The sequence below is a fragment of the Mesobacillus sp. MER 48 genome (genome assembly GCF_023714225.1).
GTDB classification, from domain to species: Bacteria; Bacillota; Bacilli; order Bacillales; family Cytobacillaceae; genus Mesobacillus; species Mesobacillus oceanisediminis_A.
In genome coordinates this window covers 430,276-449,277 of sequence record NZ_JAMAUR010000003.1, presented here as the reverse complement: position 1 = coordinate 449,277, position 19,002 = coordinate 430,276, and the positions used below count along the sequence as shown (strand labels likewise).

The window sequence follows — 19,002 nt, the reverse complement described above, 5'->3', positions numbered from 1 at the left end:
CGGTCATTGTGGAATTTATAAAGATATACAGCTATCAATATTACTACAAAACAACAAATAATTCAGTAAAGGTAAAACGAACCATTATATGAAAGTAACACTTGGAGGCCAACGCTGAGCGAGTTCGTTGTTTTCGCGTTCCAACTGGAACAGGGGAACCGTGCCCATGTTCCATGGATGGTGCCTGGCACCCTATTTATTTATCATCTCGATCACTCTGATGACTTCAAGTGTTTCTTCTTTTAAAACAGGACTCTTTTTGGTCTGGAAAAAATGTATGGCCTGCTCGAGCAGGCTGGCGTAAAAAGGTTTTGCATCTTTACTAATATCAGCATTATAGAATCCAGAGCTAGTATGAATGGTCACCCCAAACCGGGAGTGCCATTCATATTCTCCTCTTACAACAGCATGCCTGCCATCTGTCCACTCAACCATCACCGTCTCATGGTCGCAGCTTTTTTTAACCCATACTTCTTTTGTTCCTAAGCCCATTGCGGCAACAACCATTTCAATCATATGAATGCCATACCAGAAATAACCCGGCATCAATGGCTGCTGTGGGAGGGGACCGTGGACATATATTCCTGTGATCTCTTCCTTATGTTGATCAATCAATGTCCTGAAGGATTCCGCATATCGAAGCGAGGAAGAACTCATTACTGGCACATCGTGACTCTCGGCTAACGAATAGATTTCCTTTGCTTCTCTCAGTGATAAAGCCAATGGTTTATCAATAAAGACAGGCACTTTATATGGCAGCAGCTGCTTGAACAACTCCGGATGCTTTCGTCCGTCAACTGCTGTGAGCAGAATCGCATCACTCATACGCGCCACTTCTTCTATTGAATAGATGATCTTGACGGCAAACTCATTTCGTAATGTTTCGGTATAGCCTTTCACTCTGTCTTTGCTGATCTCTAAATCCTCAGAATAAAAAGGGTAAGCATACGCAACCTGGCCTCCTTTGACGTGAAAAGGGTGATCAGGATCATTTAATAGTTTAGTAAACTCAAGGCAATGCGAAGTATCAAGACCGATCATGCCAATTGTTAAGGGTTTCATGAAAGACACCACCTTAGCTTTTTAATAGATTTCCATCCGTTAATTTGTATACCTGGCGAGGCCGTCCTCTGGTCGACATCTTCTCCATACCAATGATTGAAATCAGATCTGCGTCCAGCCATTTTAAAATAATACGGTGGGCGCTCCGAGTGGTAATTCCCAGTGTTTCAGCCAGCTCATGTGCGGTAAATTGGCTGTCCGGTTTTCTTTTAACCAATGAAATGAGCTTCTGCTGATAGATGGCTGACATTCCGGCCTCTTCGGCTTTTTTCAGCATCTTCTCGTCTGTGATATACAAAGGGTAGGCGATAGGGGCAGAAAGTTCTACAGGGCCGAACACACTGCGGTCTTCTTTTACAATGAAGCAGTTTTCCCCGCCAAAATCCTTCGCCTGCATCAGGGCGATTCTCGCGTGGGTGCCTGCTTCATTCGCGGATAAGCCAAATCCGATTCCCATGGACAATTTCATTTTCAATTGTTTCTTTGCTTCCGTAATAAGGGGAATCCACTTATACCCCTGGGTTATCCTCTCAAAAACACCTCGGGTCGTGATAAACATGTATTCATTGCCGCTCAAAGAGGTTAAATGGCCTTCGAGCTGCTCCACATAATCGAGGATCAAGCGATACAGACGGAGGTTTTGGCGCTGGATCAAATGCTCTGACGTCATTTGGCTGACCAATTCATGGTATCCATCGACTTGAATCAGGCCAAATACGATTTGGGATTCGCGATTGCGCCGTTTTTCCGTTGATAAAAGGGCGCGCTCAAGTGTGACGATAATGTCATCATGTGTTGGCATAGCCCACTGGTTGGGGATGTCCAAGGCCGTCAGTTCATCTGCGACCATTTTTATTCCAGTAATAACACCATTGGTATTACCAGAAAGAAACAAATCGCGATGGAATCTTACCATTTCAAGTATTCTTTCTAACTGGAAGGATTCTTCGTAATGATAAACCTTGAGATCTTCCCCCAATTCCTTCAATGCTTGTTTAACTCCTGCATTTGGCAAGCTGTCGATGGACATCCCTTTGACCTTTGGTTCGTTTTTCTTCAATTTATATAAAGCTCTATATAGGCCCGACCCTTTTAAGGGGATGTAGTGGGCTGGTAAATGTGGAGGGATTTCCTGTTTGGAGAGGGAATAGGGCGGGAAGCCTGAATACAAAAGAACATCCACCTGATCGGCAAGTTCTTTTGTAAAACGAGGCGCATCTGTCATTTGGTTGGACAGGCGAAAAACTGGCTGGAAATTCGGGAACATTTTCAGGCATTCACTAAGTTGGTCATAAAAAACTTCCGGTCCTACAATCCCGATTTGAATTTGGTTCTGCATGATCTCCCTCCGGTAAAAAGCTGAACACTCTCCCTGTGGGAAAGTGTTCATTTTGTATTTGGAAAATTTCTATTTAGTAGATTCAAAGAGTATTTGTTTTACAAACGCATCATCATTTAAATGCGGATAATCTTTATAGATTCTATCGATTTCTGCTTCCTGGCCGGGACTCAGCTTTTCCTTATCAAGAAGGCACCAGTTTCCTTTGATCAATCCCTGTCGTGCAAGTACCTCGTTAATGCCAGCAATGCATCCTTTAAAGCTGTTGGCTGAATCGAAAAATGCAGTGTTTGAATCGGTCACTTCCTGTGCTAATGTCAACAGGGAAGCCGGGATGGTATCTTGGTCCCTGACAGTCTTGATTTTTTCAAGCAGCACTACGGCTTTTTGCGTCCATACTGCCCAGTGGCCAAGCAGGCCGCCAATGATTTGCTTTTTGACTGATCTGCCATTGACATTGACTTGGTAAGTTGTCAACAGGTCATTTACGATATTGTCATCGTTTCCTGTGTACAAAGCAATCTCATCGCAGCGGGAAGAATGGCAAACCGCCCTTACCACATCAAGTGTTTGATAGCGGTTAAATGGAGCGATTTTAATGCCGTACACATTCGGAATTTCCGCAAACTCCTTCCAGAACTCGTAGGTGAATGCTCGGCCGCCGACTGAAGGCTGCAGGTAAAAGCCGAATACCGGGATTATTTCGGCAACCTTTCTAGTCCGCTCAAGCAGTTCGTCTTCTGACAGTGCAGTTAAACCGCCATTGCTCAACAACCCCATGTCGTAGCCTAAATCCTTTGCAATCTCTGCTTCTTCAACTGCCTGGTGAACTGGCCCGCAGATTCCTGCAATTTTTATAAAAGGGCGGGTAAGGTTCTTCTTGTTAACTTCTTCTACAGCCAGCTGCAAAACCCTTTCAAAAAGATTGAATTCCGGGTCCCTGATTTCAAATTGGGTCGTATGGACACCGACTGCGATGCCGCCGGCGCCTGCGTCCATATAATAGTTCGTCAGCCTTCTTTGGCCTTCCTCATCGAGGGTTCGATCCTCGTTCAGTGCCAGTGGGTGAGCGGGGATGACGGTACCTTCAAATAACAGCTGTTTAATATCTTCTTTTAGCATATTAAAATGCTCCTTGACGTTCCTGGAAGTGGGTAGGCTTGTTCAGGACATAGCCATCTTCCTTGACCCAGTCGGCTGTCCAGGAAATCATCTGGTTTAAAGACACCTTTGGATAGCCGAACAGCTGGTGTGCCTTTGAAGAGTTATTCAGGAGGGCAGTTGGCTGCTCTTCGTTTACAAATTCAACTTCTTTATTGAAAGCTTTGCCGAACTGCTCAGCCAGCCATCGGACCGAAATCGTTTCTGGGCCTGTAGCATTCAGGATGGCAGGTGGGCTATCTGCCAGCAGCAGGGAGCGAAGGGCGTATTCGTTTGCATCACCTTGCCAGATGACATTCACATGACCCATCGTCAAATCGACCGGTTTGCCCTGGTAGACCTGGCGGGCAATCTCGAGCAGAACACCATAGCGCATATCAATCGCATAATTCAAACGAAAAATCGTCATCGGCGTTCCATTGCGGTGGGAGAAATTCGTGAAAATCCGTTCCCGGCCGAGGCAGGACTGGGCATACTCGCCGATTGGATTGACAGGGTGGTTCTCATCACATCCGGCTTGGGTCACCGGTACAAGAGGATACACATTTCCGGTTGAAAAAACGACAATGCGTGAATCCTTGAATTTGTCAGCGACACGTCCTGGAAGATAGGCGTTCATTCCCCAGGTGTAATGCTCATTTCCTTTTGTCCCGAATTTATTGCCAGCCATGTAAATGACATTTTTGACATCCGGAAGGTTTTGAAGCTGGACGTCATTCATCAAGTCGGCGGCGATGGTTTCAACACCTGCGGCCTCTAGTTCCTCCTGTAAAGTACCTGAAGAAAATCTCGATACCCCGATGACCTTTTTATCGGAATTTCCTTTTCTTAGAGCACGGACGGCCATTTTTGCCAGCGTCGGCCCCATTTTTCCGCCTACTCCCAGAATGAGGATATCCCCTTCCAGGCTGCAGAGATCATTGATTAAGTCGTTCGAGGGAATGGTCATGATTTCTTCTACTTCTGCGATTGTTTTCATGTTAAAGCACCTCCGGTTTTATTTGAAAAAGATATTGAGAATATTGTTGAATGCCAGCAGAATCAGGACAATCAGTCCAGCAATGCCGACGATATTCTTCCATAGTGTATTTTTGAGAGAGCCCATGATCTTTTCGTCGTTGGCCACTACGAGGATGGCAATTGCGATGAAAGGGACAATGACGATGGTGATCGCCTGGGCGAAGATGATCATATTAATTGGAGCTGCGCCGAAAATAATCCCGATTAGGGAACCGAACGCCATGACCAGTAAAATAAGACCTTTTACTGCTTTGTTGGATGATAGCTTGCTGCCGAGACCAAGTCCATCCGCCAGCATCGAGCCGCCGATTGTCGCATTTCCCATTTGTGAAGAGAAGGAAGCCCCGAAAAGCCCGACCATGAATAAAACAGTTGCCCAGTTTCCATAGAGGGGCTCCAGCGCCAATCCCATTTCGGAAACGGAATTCACGACAATGCCCTGCGGCTTAAGGATGGCAGCGGCGCATACCATGATCATCATCGTAATAAAGCCGAGGATGAAGATTCCCCAGTAAGTTTCTTTGATGCTTGAACTGTTCTGCTGGAGCGTCCAGCCCTTTTCCTGAACCAGGTAGGATTGATACACGGCGCCGACGATCGAAAAGCTAGTTGCTGTAAGGGCAATGATGAGAGGCAGTGAACCGTCTGGGATGATTGGGACAAAACCAGAAAAGATTTCTGAAATTGAAGGCTTAGTTAAAATGAAGGTAATGACGAAAGACACGAGCATGACTAATACTAGGCCAAGCATTAATTTTTCAAGGATTTTGTAAAAGTTCTTTGTGAATAGAAGGGCCATTCCGAGTAACGTAATGGTTAGAATCCAAAATGTTGAAGAGAGACCTGTAATTGTTGAAATTGCTAACCCTGAGCCTAAAGCATTGCCTGCTTGAAAGGAAGCTGTAACAAGGAACGCTCCGATTCCAATTAAAAGCGATGAAGTTTTGCCCCATTTGTTTTTCATTACCTGGATAAAAGATTCCTTTGCAGCAAGGCCAATCCTTGTACTCATTTCGGTATAGATCATCATAAAAAAGACTACGATTGCCAGAACCCAGATCAATTGCATCCCATGGATTGCCCCGATTTTAGAGGCCAGAGTCAGACTTCCAGGACCAAGCACCAATGCTGACGTAATAAATGCAGGTCCCAAAAGGCTTAAAAAATTCTTCTTCTTAACCCCAGCTTCCTGACCAGGAGTAACAGGATTTTGATTAATACCAGACTCCATACGCAAAAACCCCCTTTAATGGTTATTAATAATTAGAGAATCCGAAATTCAACACAACTGTTTTTGTTAAATTCAGAATACTCTTAATAAAATCATATCCAGCCCATTTAATTAAGACAATGTCTTTAATATGTCTTTAATTAAATGAGCAGGGGGACGATTCTTGTACATTTTTCCTATGGAAGAAGTGAGCAGTAGAACCGTCCATTTACTCACTAGTTCTTAAGTCCTGTTTAATGTAAGCGCTTTATAAATTTATTGATTTTTCTGATAATAGGGTCTATTTTATAATAAAATACAAGTTATATACATGTATTTTAACAAAACCAACAGAAGGGGGTGCATTTTGTTCGTAAATAAACAAATTCATTGTATGGGGAGGAAATTATGAAAAAGAAGATTACTAGTTTTGTTGCTTTGTTATGTAGTTTGTTGATGCTGCAGGTTGTGCAGCCGGGGATGTTCCAGGCAAATGCGGCTCAAAGGGCTGGAACGGATATTGCTTTAGAAAATGCGGGATTTGAGGAAAGTTTAAAGGATGGCAAGATACCAGGCTGGACACAGTCGTTTGGAACAGGAGGCATAGCGGTCGTGAATCATGAACATGCTTCTGGTGCGCAAAGCCTGGAACTTACAGATCCCAGCAGTGCGAACTATGGGGTCATAAGTGACAATGTTCCTGTTCATCCTGGCTGGGAATATACTGCTGCAGCGAAAATGAAGAGCACCGGCGGCGCCGGGGAGATTTATATCCGGTTCTTCGATGGAAATGGTAAATACATCACTGGTTTTAATAAATCGGTCCCTGGGCCAGTCTCGGATTGGATGGATATTAGTATCACGGCTATTGCACCGGACAATGCAGCTTTTGCAGCTGTTCTTTTTTACTCAGGGAAAGGCAATAAAGGCACGTATTACTTCGATGAAGTCAAAATGACGGAGATTAAACCGATTATGCCAATCGATGAAGTTGGGAAGGATTTAGGAGTCCAAGTGACCAAAACGACCGTTATGCTTGGGGATATCGGTCAGGATGCGAATGGACGTGATGTTATTTACACAGTCGTAGCGGGAGCTCCTGCGAAGTTTGCGATTGTCGATGTGGAAACGGAAAAACTGGTTAAGAGTTATCCGCTTGAAGATACATCCGGTGCCTGGGGTGTCAAGGTTGCTGCAGATGGGACCGTATACTTAGGCGGATACAATAAAGGCTATCTTTATCGGTATCTTCCACAATCTGATGATTTAATCAATCTTGGGCATCCAGTCAGTTCCACAGATGCGGTCCTTTATCCAATGGACATCGCAAGCGATGGGAAGATTTTTGGAGGCGCCTATAGTTCAGGCAGCGTCTATCAGTATGATCCGGACACCAATGAGTTCACTGACTTTGGCAGGATGGCTGAAGGTCAGAGCTGGGTGAGAAGCACGGTCTACGATGAAAAAAATAATAAGATCTATGCGGGTGTCGGAAGCAAAGCGCACCTGATCGAGTACGATATTGCCACAGGGGAAAAGCGCAATATCCTGCCGTCTCAGTACGCGGATATCATTTCCGTCTATGATATGGGCCTTGTGGATGGCAAGCTGTTTGCCCAGAAAGAAAATGCATTTGAAATGTTCATCATTGATACAGAGACAGGAGAATTAGTGGAAGCGACGAACGGGGATACAGGCGAGAAAACATTCGATATACCTGAATCTTCACGCGGGATTTCAGGAAAGTCACCTATAGCGAACAAGGTGTATTTTACCCACTATGGAATCCTCTATGAATACGACCTTGATACCAACACGTTCAAATCCCTGAATGTGGATATCAAAGGCAGCGCCATCAGCTATAAATTCCTTCAGCTGAATGAGGAAGGCTTCCCTGGATATTCATTGGTTGGACTATCAGGGAACGGCGGAAAAATGTATAAGTATAATCTCGAAACCGGTAACCTAAAGCTGACGGATCTGGTTTTACCGTCAGAGCCGGTGCTGATACACGACCTATCAAAAGGACCAGACGGAAAAATCTACAGCACGGGTTATCTTCCTGGCAATATGAGTTCTTATGTCCCAACGACTGGGGAAACAATCCGCTATGACGGCATCAGCCAGAGTGAAGGCATGGCCAACCTGAACGGCAAGATGTATATGGGAATCTATCCGAACGCAAAAATTTATGATTTCGATCCATTCATGGAATGGAACAGGACTGATTCAAACTCGCCGTTGAATCCGAATTTGCTTTTCAGCCTTGAAAAAAACCCTGATATTCCTGGGTATACACCGCAGGACAGAGCGTTTGCGATGCTTGGTGTTGAAGATTACAATCAGCTGTTCATTGGCACAGTCCCTAAAAACGGAAACCTTGGAGGCGCGTTTACGATTTACGAGCCAGGCACTGGAAAGGATCCGGAAGTGCATTGGAACTTGATTGAGGATCAGAGCATCATCTCGCTGGTCTATAAGGATGGCAAAGTTTTTGGAGGAACGACCGTTGCTGGAGGACAGGGGTCCGTTCCGACAACTACAGAAGCCAAGCTATTCGTATGGGATGTTGAAAAAAGGGAAAAAACAGCGGAGTTTGTTCCGGTGGCAGGCAAACGGGGGCTTACCGCTCTGACAGTTGGACCGGACGGTAACATTTGGGGAATGGCTGACGGAGTCTTATTTAAAATGAACCCTGAAACAAATGAGATTCTTGCGAAGCATGAATTGGATCCGCTCGCATCAAGCAACTGGCGGAATGCTTCCCTTGAGGTAGGGACAGATGGGAACCTGTATGGAATCATCAGCAATAAATTCTTCCGATTTGAAGTGGCAACGGGTGAGTATGAATTTATTGCCGGCAATGCAGAGCATCTGGCCCAGGATGATTTCGGAGTGTTCTATGTGTCCAGCGGCAACAGGCTTTATAAGTATGCTGTTGAAGCCTTGAAGCTTGAATTGACAGGAGCCGAATTGAGCGTTGATGATCAAAAACTGACTGTTGGCGACCGTGTTCCGGTTAAACTCAAAGGTATCCTCGAAAAGGGCAGAAGCACGAATGAACTGTCTGGAGCCAGTATCGAATATGAGATTGATAAGCCGAAGATGCTTTCTGTTGAAGATGGCATTATGACAGCGCTGAAGAGCGGCAGAGTAGAGGTCAAGGCAAAGGTAACGATGAACGGCGTTATAGTTGAGACACAATCGCTTTCGATTTGGATCAATAATGCCGGCGGAAATAAATAACGGATGAGCCTGGGAGTGTGCTTCACTTCCGGGTTTTATTTTTGCTGGGAGATATTTTTTAAATTATCAAACAATTAATTGATAAATCCGAAAAGTTATAATACTATTAAGTAAATATAAATACATGTTAAATACATGTATATAAAAAGGCTGGTGACAGAGAAATGAATATAGCTAAATTGGGCCTGGTTTTTGACCAGGAAGAAGCTGAGAAACGGTGGTCTGCCGGAGAAAATGTGTTTGAAGTCTTTCTGTTCGAGGTGCTGGACCACTTAAGGATTCCTTATGAAACGGTAGGAGTCCAACACGCTCTTGAAGACTATGATGTGATCATTTCAGTCCTTGGCGGCAATGGCACTGCCACTGCCACTGCTAGAAAGCTGCTGGACTATGTCAGTTCAGGAGGAACCTTGATTTCCTATGCTGGCCTTGAAGGAATAAAAGAGATCCTGGGCTTTGAAAAGCTTCCTGTTAATCAGACTGGATATGCAGAGCTAACTGATGTTTTATCCAGTGACCTGCCGCCGCTTCGTTATCTGGCTGTTGATCCGTGGACCAGCGAAACAGCTGGAGTAAAGGCTGATGGGAAAGGTTCGTTACAAGGGAACGAAAAGGCAGCGGCTTTACAGTGTATTCCATATGGAGAAGGCTCCATTCAGCGCTGGTCGATTCATGTACCGAACACCATTGTCGGACTGCAACAGGGAACCCGTCCTGTAACGGAAGATGGGATACCGGCCCCGGATGGCACGGCCAACCTTGATGAGAATCTTCTGAAGGCAGATGACGGATTTAAATTGGACTGGGTACTGGATCGGGAAACAACCGAAACAGGAATGCCTTATTTTCCGCATCCATATTCTGATTTATGGAAAGAAGCAATTGTCGAGCATCTTCTATCCTGTGCGGCAAAAAAAGGTTTGACCCTCCCTTTTCTAGACTATTGGCCAGAAGAGGTAAAACATTTGGCGATGATTTCACACGACAGCGACTTGAATGTCGATGAATCGGCACAGATTACCTTGGAGACGCTGAAGGCGGAGGACGTCCAGACAACCTGGTGCATGATCTCGCCGGGTTACAGTCCAGAGATTTATGAAAAAATCAAACAGGAAGGCCACGAGCTTGCGCTTCATTACAATGCGCTGCATATGGACGATGGTGTCTGGTCAGAGCAGGCTTTTTCAGATCAGCTCACGTGGGTTAAATCTGTCACTGGAGTAAGCGATATTGTTTCAAATAAAAACCATTACACATTGTTTGAAGGCTGGGGTGAGCTTTTCACCTGGTGTGAGAAATATGGAATCCAGGCTGACCAAACGAGGGGGCCAAGCAAAAAGGGAAATATCGGATTTTTATTTGGCACATGCCATCCATACTTCCCTGTTTCCTGGGCTGATGAAAAAAACCGCAATTACAATGTTCTCGAAGTTGGATTTTTGACTCAGGACCTGAACCATAATACATTGGCTGACTCCAGTGTGATCCAGCCATTCCTTGACGGTGTTAAAAGAGTGAATGGGGTTGCCCACTTCCTGTTCCATCAGTACCATATTTACAATCAGCTGAAGGTAAGGGAAGCGATTGTCGAACTGATCAGGACAGCCAGGAGCCAGGGCTTCACTTTCTGGACATCAAGACAGATCAACCAGTGGGAGCGTGACAGAAGGAAGGTAAGTATTACAGGGATTTCGGGCGAAATCCAGATTGAAGGCTCCGTTAAACATGATGGGTTTGTCGTACTTGTTCCGGTCACGGAGGCACCGACAGAAGCGGAATTCGCCGAACAAGAAACTGTAAAAAGATTTGGCTTTCATTGCCGTAAAGTGAAAATTGGAACTGCCGCCTTTCAGGGGAAGGGGGAGGCTGCATGCTGATGAACCAGACTCAACTAGCCATCCATGGCGGAAAAAAGGTCAAGGAAACGCCGTTTGCGACGGGCAAAAGGTTTGGGCTTGAAGAAGCAAGAGAGCTGCTTGAGGCTCTTGAGCAAAATACGCTGTTTTACCACTTCGGCCATAAAGTGAAGCAGTTCTTGGCGGATTTTAATGAAATGTACGGCGTTAAATATAGCGTGGCGACTTCATCAGGCACTGCTGCACTCCATGTTGCCCTTGGTGCTGCGGGTGTGAGTGCTGGCGATGAAGTCATCACCAGCCCGATTACGGATCAGGGGACGGTTATTGGAATCTTGTATCAAAATGCCGTACCGGTGTTTGCTGATCTAGATCCCCATAGCTATAACATGACAGCTGAGGCGATCGAAAAGAAGATTACCTCAAGAACAAAGGCCATACTTGTTGTCCATCTGGCTGGCAATCCGTGTGACATGGACCCCATCATGGAGTTGGCGAGGGAGCATAACCTTAAGGTAATCGAGGATTGTGCCCAGAGCTATCTGACCACCTACAAAGGGCGGCTTACAGGGACGATTGGCGATTACGGATGCTTTAGCACGAACGATTTCAAGCATATTTCAACGGGTGATGGCGGCATTGTCACAGTGAATTCGGGTGACGCGGGTGATTATTACAGGACACATGCCTTTGCCGATAAAAACTATCAGCGCCACGGAAATGCCGTGACGAAGGATTTAGAGTACCTGGCGCCGAATTATCGCATGACAGAGCTTCAAGGTGCAGTTGGGATTGCCCAGCTGAAAAAGCTGCATTGGATTTGTACGAGAAGACATGAACTGGGTGAGAAAATTAATGAAGGCCTGCGGGGGTTGAAGGGAATCTATTCCATGAAAATAACAGAAGGCGGATGGTGCAGCTACTGGTTCTATATGCTGAGGCTTCAACTGGATGAGTTGTCATGTACAAGAGCGGAATTTTCAGAGGCGCTTGCTGCCGAGGGGATTCCGAACCAGGCTGGCTATATTCCGAAGGTCCTTTATGCCCAGCCTTTATTCCAGGAAAAACAAGCCTATATAAATAGCTCTTACCCATTTGATCAAGGTTCGTATGATTATTCACTGGGAACCTGCCCGAACGCAGAGCAAATCCTGAAAACTGCGATCCGGCTGAATATCAGTGAATTTTATAGTGACCAGGATATTGAAGAAAGTATCCAGGCAGTGAAAAAGGTCGCTGCTTATTACTCTAGATGATGGCATGAAGGAGGTGCAAGATGAAGCAGGAATCGCCATTTGTTGACCACGGCATCCCGGTCGAGGCAGAAGAAGCAAGAGCCGCCGCGTTCTGTGAAAGGGACGGAAAATACAGGTTTGTCGTTTCGGCCAGGGGGTTTGTGCTGATTGTCGACCCTGATGCCGGAACGTCAAAACAGGTTCATTTTCCCGATGGAAATGATGAATATCCATTCTCCTCCTTCAGCAGTAATGGTTTGTTTTACACAGGAGCCGGCAAGATGCTTCTTGTCCTTGATCCTTTCTCGGAAGAATTTATTTTTCAAACAAGTATTAAAAATGGCGAGGAGATTGTTGGCTTTAGCTTTGCCGAAGATGATAGAGGATATATCTTCTTTTCGTCTTATCCTCATTGCCATTTGCTCCGCTATGACCCATCCAGTCATGAAGTGATCGATTACGGATCGATGGACTCCGTTGAAAAGTACCCTGGAAGCCTGGCTGTAGACCACGATGGCTGGGTGTATATGGGGATTGGAACAGAGCACAAAAACATTGTAGCCTATCATCCAGGTACGGGAGAGAGGAAAGAACTTATTCCTGAACATATGAGCACAAAGGGAGCCGGGTATGTTTATGCCGGAACAGATGGTTATGTATATGGCCACTGGGAGGCTGCCGACTTAAAGGATGTCCACGATTCAACGAGGTGGCTGAGGTTTTTAGCGGGGGAGGCGCAAGATTGGCCCGTGAATGAACTGAGTTCTTCCCGTTATACAGGCAGCGGGTTCCAAAAAATCCATCGGAATAGAGAAACGCCGTACCGGGTCGCTGCCTTCAGTCTTTCTGAACGGTATGCCGATTTCTGTTATAAAGTGACAGGAGAGACCAATCGGATATCTCTTCACTACCGATCTGCTGGTGCGAACCTCTCCACGCTATGCAAAGGTCCGGATGGCTGTCTCTATGGGACCTCGATGCATCCGCTCCAGCTGTTTCGCTATGACTTTGACAAAGGTGAACTTGTGAACTTTGGCGGAGAGGTGGTCGAACAAGGCGGGGGCGGAAATATCGCGGCGTATGCAGACCAGGGGGGAATCCTCTATGGAGCAGCCTATGCAGGGGGCAAACTGTACAAAATTGATCTCCAGCAGCCTTTTATGAAAGGTGTCAATCCGAGGATCATGCAGCATACAGAGGAGATCCACCGGCCGCGCTGCGCCATTTCGCTCAGGGATGGGAAGCATGTGGTCTGGGGCGGATTCCCAGGATACGGAATGGTTGGCGGAGGGCTCGGAATCTATGATACTGTAACTGATCGGCATACCATCCTTGATCATCTGCAGCTTATCGAGAATCAAAGTACATTATGTCTCGGTGAACTCAGGTCGGGGCTGATCCTTGGAGGAACAAGCATCGAGACACCGGGAGGAGCAAATTCCCTTGAAAAAGAAGCGTGCCTGTACGTACTGGATTGGAAGGACAATCGGATTGTAGATAAGTTCGTCCCTATAAAAGGGACAAGGGAAATCTCACAGATGTTCATTGACCCATATGAACGAGTGCACTGCCTTACGAATGAGGGTATTTATTTTGTATATGACTTGCAAAATATGGGGATTTTGTATCAACAGGACCTGTCCCTTTGGGGCGGAGTCGTCCGCAATGGTTTTGTTTTTATTGAAGGATCTCATAGATTGCTTGTTTTACTTTCACGGACATTGTTAGCAGTAAGGATAGGGCAAGATTCAATTGCTGAGCCAAAGGTGGTTAGTGGCTTGCAGAAAAGCGCGACTAGTGGAGTCGTACTCCACGATGGCAGGATTTATTACGGAAGCGGAAGCCATCTATGCAGCATAGATGCGCGGGATATCTAATGGATAGAGGTGAAGCCCATGTATTCACTAAAATCACTAGCAAGTGATGGCCTTCCGCCATTGCTTGCTAATATTCAATCTTATGAAGAGTGGAGCCTTAAAAAGGAAACAATTTTACAGACTTGGCTCGACTGTATTGGCGGACTCACACCGCTCGTGAAACCGCGAATGGAAATCGTCTCCTGGAAAATTCATGATGATCATTTCTTGATTCGTATCCGCTATTCAACCGTTTTCGATGACGTGGTTCCCGCGAATTTACTCATTCCGATCCGAGAGAATAATAGATTTGAAACGGAGGAAGATGTTGCGCAGCTTCTATACGGTCGCGAAGAGGGAAAACCGTTCCCGGCTGTGCTCGCATTGCACCCGACGAGCGAAGCGGGAAAGGATGAGGTCTGCCTTCCAACAGGCAGGGAAAACCGCCAATACGGGCTGGAACTTGTTAAAAGGGGCTTTGTGGTGTTGGCACCTGATACGATTACTGCTGGAGAACGAATAGCTCCTGGTGAAAAGCCATTCCATACAGCCTCATTCTACGAGCGGCACCCTGATTGGTCAGCTGTCGCCAAAATGATGGTGGATCACCGGCAGGGAATCAGCTTGCTTGAATCGTTAAAGCTGGTGGATTCTGAGAGAATTGGAGCGATCGGACATTCGCTCGGAGGTTATAATGCTTATTTTCTTGCAGGGGTTGATTCCCGTTTAAAGGCAGTTGTCTGCAGCTGCGGATTTTCTCCCTTTGCCGGGGATCCCGAATTGCATCGGTGGGGCAGGAGGGAATGGTTTTCCCATATTCCTAAGCTGAGCGATTATCTAGATGAAGATATGGTCCCATTTGAGTTCCATGAAATTGCCGCACTGGCCGATTTTGTTCCGGTGTTTTTCTGGACGGGACAAAATGACACAATTTTTCCACACTGGAAGCCAGCGGCAGAAGGTCTTGCGGAATTAGGCAGCTTGTATCGATGGCATTGCGAAGAAGCTAAGTTCACTTCTTTGATTGGGAATGGCGGGCATGATTTTCCGCCAGCCATCAGGGGAATGGCATATACATTCCTTGAACACTGGCTGTCTGCAGAAGAAGATTGAATTGCCGGAATTCCTTTTGCAAAACCTTGATGACTCCATTAATATTAAGGTTATCAAGCTGTATGGGAGCTGTCTGTGAATGCTGAAACGAAAAAATGATTTTGATGATCGCTACAATAAATTCATCCATGAATTGAAGGATGAAATCATCTCAGGCCGAATCAAGCCTGGTGAGTTCATCCTTCCCGAGAATACATTGAGCAAGGAATATGATTTAAGCCGGGTATCCATCCGCAAAGCCCTGGCACAGTTGGTGGAGGAAGGCTTGATCGAAAAAATTCCCGGGAAGGGCAACAGAGTGTCCATCCCGGAGGATACCCAGAAACAAACAATCACTCTTGGCTGGTTCTCCAATTCGTATGAAATCGAAATCGTCGAGCAGATTATCGAACGATTTGAACAGTTGAATCCATATATCAAGGTGAATCTGCAAATCCTGCCAAACAGTATGTACGTGTACCATCTAACTGAAGCAATCAAGACTAACAGCGGGCCTGACGTCTTTATCGTGTCCGATTACCATTTCCGTGAACTGGCAGAATCGAAGCGGCTGGATATAGTCGATCCTTTTTTACCAGAGCACATCAACCCTGAAAAGGACAGCTATGACAAGGTGTTTGAGATGTTCACCCATGAAGGGAAACTGCATGTTACTCCGTTCGTCTTTTCTCCAGTCATGATTTGCTATAACAAAAGCATGTTCCAGAAGGCAGGAATTCCGGAAAAGGTCAAAATGGGATCCTGGGATGACCTGCTGGATATGGCCCGCCGCAATACAAAGGATTTTGATGGCAATCAGTTAATCGACCAGTACGGATTTTGTTTTTCTTCGCTGACGAATCGCTGGCCTGTTTTTCTCTTACAGAATAATGGCCGGTTCATGACCGAAGACCGTACTCGCTCGATGATGAACAGCAAGGAGAATATCGAGGCTCTTGATTTCTGTGTTGACCTCATGTATAAACACCAGGTTTCACCTATTTTTTCACATGGCAGCAATGTCCTTGCTGAAAACCTGTTCATGCGCGAGCGGGCGGCTATGATTTTAACAACCTATTATTTTATGAATGAATTCAGGGATCATAAAATCAAATGGGATGTCCTTCCTCCACCAAAGAAGACGGCGCCTGCGACCCTGCTTCTTGGCGGTGCTCTTGGCATTAATTCCGAAAGCCAGGTGAAGGAAGCGGCACAGGCACTGATTAGTTATATGGTCAGCACGGAGGCACAGACGATGGTGAAACAAAATGGCTGTACGATTCCGGTGCTGCGCTTCGTAGCAGAAGATAATTATTTGCTCAAGCCTGGCGTCCATCCGGCGAATTACAATGCATTCAAGGACATCATGCCGAATGCCGTATGTGTGAAGGATTTGAATGTCACGATTAAGGAACTGGAATTGATTGAGAGTGAGCTTCACTTGCTCTGGGCAAATATGGAAAAAGCAGAGGATTCCTGTAAGCGGATTGATGATTTGCTGAATGAAGGAGTCACGGTGTCCTAGTTCAAGCTGATACTGCCAGGAAAGGATTTGGTGTTTAAGATGGATGCATTCCAGCAGACAATTGAAGTAAAGCCTCATCCGAGAATTTTGTTTCATCCAACGGAGATAACGGAAATAAGGACCCGGATACAGCAATGTGCTGCCGACAGCCCGATCCGTTTCGATGAAATTTGGCTGGAAATAAGGCAGCAAGCAGAGGCGTATGCAGCGGAACAAGCATTTACGGTTTCTTATCCCAGCTGTGATGTCGTCCTGAACATCCCGCTGCCGCTTGTTGAGATTGAGCCTGTCGGTGATCCGCCAGGCTATACGGACTACCCGTTCTGGACAATGTATTCCCGGACAATCGAAGAACGGATCAAGGTTTTGTCCTTTGCCTTTGCCATGACGGGGGAAGAGTGTTTTTCCTCTAAGGTAAAAGAATATCTCCTATCCCTATCGGCTTATTCAAAGTGGTTTGAATTTAAACATAGGGGGGCGGAAGGCAATTTAAGCAACGCCCATTTCCTGCTCGGCATGTCAATTGGCTATGATGCCATTTTCAGCGAGCTTACAGATGAGGAAAGGAGCGCGATTGAGAAGGCAATTTTTACAAAGGGGTTGAAGCCTCTCGAAATCGATTTCGAGAATGATGACAGCCATAACATTATTGCCTCCAAGCGGGTTGCGATGTTCATCGGTTCTCTGGCGATCCTGGATGCTCCAGGACACCGGGAGACAGTACAACCTTTTCTGCAGAATTCGTATGAGTATATGCGTAATTACCTCGATAACAGACTTGTGGATCCAGAAATCGAGGGGCTACTATATTTAAATGTAGCGGCTCGCCACCTTTTAATGGCAGCAGACATCCTGTTCAGGTCAGCGGGCAGGGATGAACTGATAAAGCACGAGTACTTCCGCTTGCTGCCGGATCTCTTTTTATACATGATGGGAACGGGCGGTAAATCGAGCTTTGTCAACCTTTCTGATTCGTTTTATAAGCTCGATGTTTTATATACGATGTCTGTTCTCGCGTCCTCAGCAGGGCACCCGGTGGCCAGCTGGTACATCCACCAGTTTCCTGAGAAGAAACTGGATTTGCTTCTCGACTTAAAAAAGATCCCTGTCCCGATACCTCCATATCAGTACTATGGCGAGAATTCAAAAATGTTTCCTGTCATTGGCTGGGGAGCCTTACGGAGCGGCTGGAAGGAGGACGACCATCTTTTGGCCTTTAATGCAAGTGAATCCGCTAAGGACCACAACCATTTCGACCAGAATAATTTCATACTGCATGTTTCGGGGGAATGGCTGTTGACGAATCCGGGTTATCAGGATTACGTGGAAGGCCCGCGGAGAGAATTCACGATTGGGACTGTCGGACATAATAGCATGCTGGTCGATGGTGCAGGTCAAATCCATCGCGGCAGGAGCAGGGTAGTGGATTGGTACACGTCTGAAAACTTCTCTTTTGTCATCGGTGACGCGAAAGATGCCTATTGTCCGGAGCTATTAGAATGGGACCGGGAAATCTTCCATCTGGATCAGCGTTATTACGTCATGATCGATAGAGCTGTGAAAGCGAGTCCGGAAAGCGAGCTTTCGTTTTTGTTCCATACGCCTGTGAGCGTTAAGGCCGGTGATAAAATTTTGAACCCTGGCGACAAACCCGAGGCTGCTTCGTTCGGATTTATGGGAGAACATGCCGCAGCAGAACTTTCTATTTGCTATCCAGAGTCAGCTGAAAAAGAAATCACCCAGTACGCGGGTGCAGAGCAGTATGGGCAGTGTCTGCAGGTAGTGCCTGGAGAGATGAATGAGTCAGAGTTTCTCGTCACCTTGATCCAGCCTCAAGCACATAAGGATGGGAAGGGATTAACCTGGGATTTCAACCGTACAGGTTCGCTTTTTGACTTGAAGGTCACTGACATGGATGTCCTGGATTATTTGTTGGTGAATGAAGAAAGGTCAACAGTCTATCAAACTAGCAAGGACGGTTATGTGAGCGTTCGTGCAGAAAAGGGATGGGTGTCGACTTCCAATCAGGGGAGCGGCACCGTCAAATTTGCATTGATTGGTGGGAATGAATTGTCCGTTAACGGAAGCCGGATGCTGCAATCGAATATGCAAGTGAACGCATCTGGATTTTTTTTCAATGAAGCTGTAAAAATCAAATTGGTGGCGCAGCTGGACGGGAAGGTGCGCATTCGTTCCCAAGAACCTTCTGTTGTCAGGCTGAATGGAGTAGTCGTTGAGGAAAACCTTGTTTCCTATGATTCTGAAAGAAGGATGCTGGAGCTGGATCTTTCCCAGGGTCTTCATTATTTGGATCTATCTTTCCTAGTAGTCTAGTAAAAGGGCGAAGGCTATTGTAAGATAAAATAGTCCGATTATTGAAATAATTAACCGTTTTTAGAG

Annotated in this window: 12 protein-coding genes; 7 read left to right on the top strand and 5 right to left on the bottom strand. The window is 46.1% G+C overall.

The features are described 5' to 3' along the window. Nucleotides 1–192 precede the first annotated feature (192 nt). From M3593_RS13500 to M3593_RS13480, 5 genes are all read right to left on the bottom strand, one after another. The gene (locus tag M3593_RS13500) at nucleotides 193–1,062 is read right to left on the bottom strand and encodes a Gfo/Idh/MocA family protein (protein WP_251542665.1); all 870 of its coding nucleotides are present in this window, start codon (nucleotides 1,060–1,062) and stop codon (nucleotides 193–195) included. Nucleotides 1,063–1,075: 13 nt separating this feature from the next. Then, the gene (locus M3593_RS13495) at nucleotides 1,076–2,401 is read right to left on the bottom strand and encodes a GGDEF domain-containing protein (protein ID WP_251542667.1); all 1,326 of its coding nucleotides are present in this window, start codon (nucleotides 2,399–2,401) and stop codon (nucleotides 1,076–1,078) included. A 69-nt stretch (nucleotides 2,402–2,470) separates the two neighbouring features. Beyond that, complete coding sequence (locus M3593_RS13490; RefSeq protein WP_251542669.1) at nucleotides 2,471–3,523, bottom strand: dihydrodipicolinate synthase family protein; 1,053 nt, start codon at nucleotides 3,521–3,523, stop codon at nucleotides 2,471–2,473. 1 nt (nucleotide 3,524) lies between these two features. Further along, nucleotides 3,525–4,541, bottom strand: coding sequence for an NAD-dependent epimerase/dehydratase family protein (locus tag M3593_RS13485; protein WP_251542670.1), 1,017 nt, complete (start codon nucleotides 4,539–4,541; stop codon nucleotides 3,525–3,527). Between the two features lie 18 nt (nucleotides 4,542–4,559). Continuing rightward, nucleotides 4,560–5,813, bottom strand: a complete 1,254-nt coding sequence (locus M3593_RS13480) for an Nramp family divalent metal transporter (protein WP_251542672.1) — start codon at nucleotides 5,811–5,813, stop codon at nucleotides 4,560–4,562. A gap of 387 nt (nucleotides 5,814–6,200) precedes the next feature. On the opposite strand from M3593_RS13480, the gene M3593_RS13475 reads away from it, so the two are divergent. The 7 genes from M3593_RS13475 to M3593_RS13445 all read left to right on the top strand — a co-directional run bounded on the left by M3593_RS13475 (nucleotide 6,201) and on the right by M3593_RS13445 (nucleotide 18,936). Then, the gene (locus M3593_RS13475; RefSeq protein ID WP_251542674.1) at nucleotides 6,201–9,038 is read left to right on the top strand and encodes an NHL repeat-containing protein; all 2,838 of its coding nucleotides are present in this window, start codon (nucleotides 6,201–6,203) and stop codon (nucleotides 9,036–9,038) included. A gap of 164 nt (nucleotides 9,039–9,202) precedes the next feature. Beyond that, entirely contained in the window at nucleotides 9,203–10,915 is a 1,713-nt protein-coding gene (locus M3593_RS13470; RefSeq protein WP_251542676.1) for a polysaccharide deacetylase family protein, read from the top strand. Beyond that, nucleotides 10,909–12,150, top strand: a complete 1,242-nt coding sequence (locus M3593_RS13465) for a DegT/DnrJ/EryC1/StrS family aminotransferase (protein ID WP_353056094.1) — start codon at nucleotides 10,909–10,911, stop codon at nucleotides 12,148–12,150. The genes M3593_RS13470 and M3593_RS13465 overlap by 7 nt, the downstream gene beginning before the upstream one ends. 20 nt (nucleotides 12,151–12,170) lie before the next feature. Next, entirely contained in the window at nucleotides 12,171–14,006 is a 1,836-nt protein-coding gene (locus M3593_RS13460; RefSeq protein WP_251542678.1) for a hypothetical protein, read from the top strand. A gap of 18 nt (nucleotides 14,007–14,024) precedes the next feature. Beyond that, the gene (locus M3593_RS13455; RefSeq protein WP_251542681.1) at nucleotides 14,025–15,098 is read left to right on the top strand and encodes an alpha/beta hydrolase family protein; all 1,074 of its coding nucleotides are present in this window, start codon (nucleotides 14,025–14,027) and stop codon (nucleotides 15,096–15,098) included. A gap of 79 nt (nucleotides 15,099–15,177) precedes the next feature. Further along, on the top strand, nucleotides 15,178–16,602 hold the full coding sequence (locus M3593_RS13450) for an extracellular solute-binding protein (RefSeq protein WP_251542682.1): 1,425 nt from the start codon (nucleotides 15,178–15,180) through the stop codon (nucleotides 16,600–16,602). A 39-nt stretch (nucleotides 16,603–16,641) separates the two neighbouring features. Next, a complete protein-coding gene (locus M3593_RS13445) occupies nucleotides 16,642–18,936 on the top strand; it encodes a heparinase II/III family protein (RefSeq protein ID WP_251542823.1) in 2,295 nt (764 codons plus the stop codon). Nucleotides 18,937–19,002 lie beyond the last annotated feature (66 nt).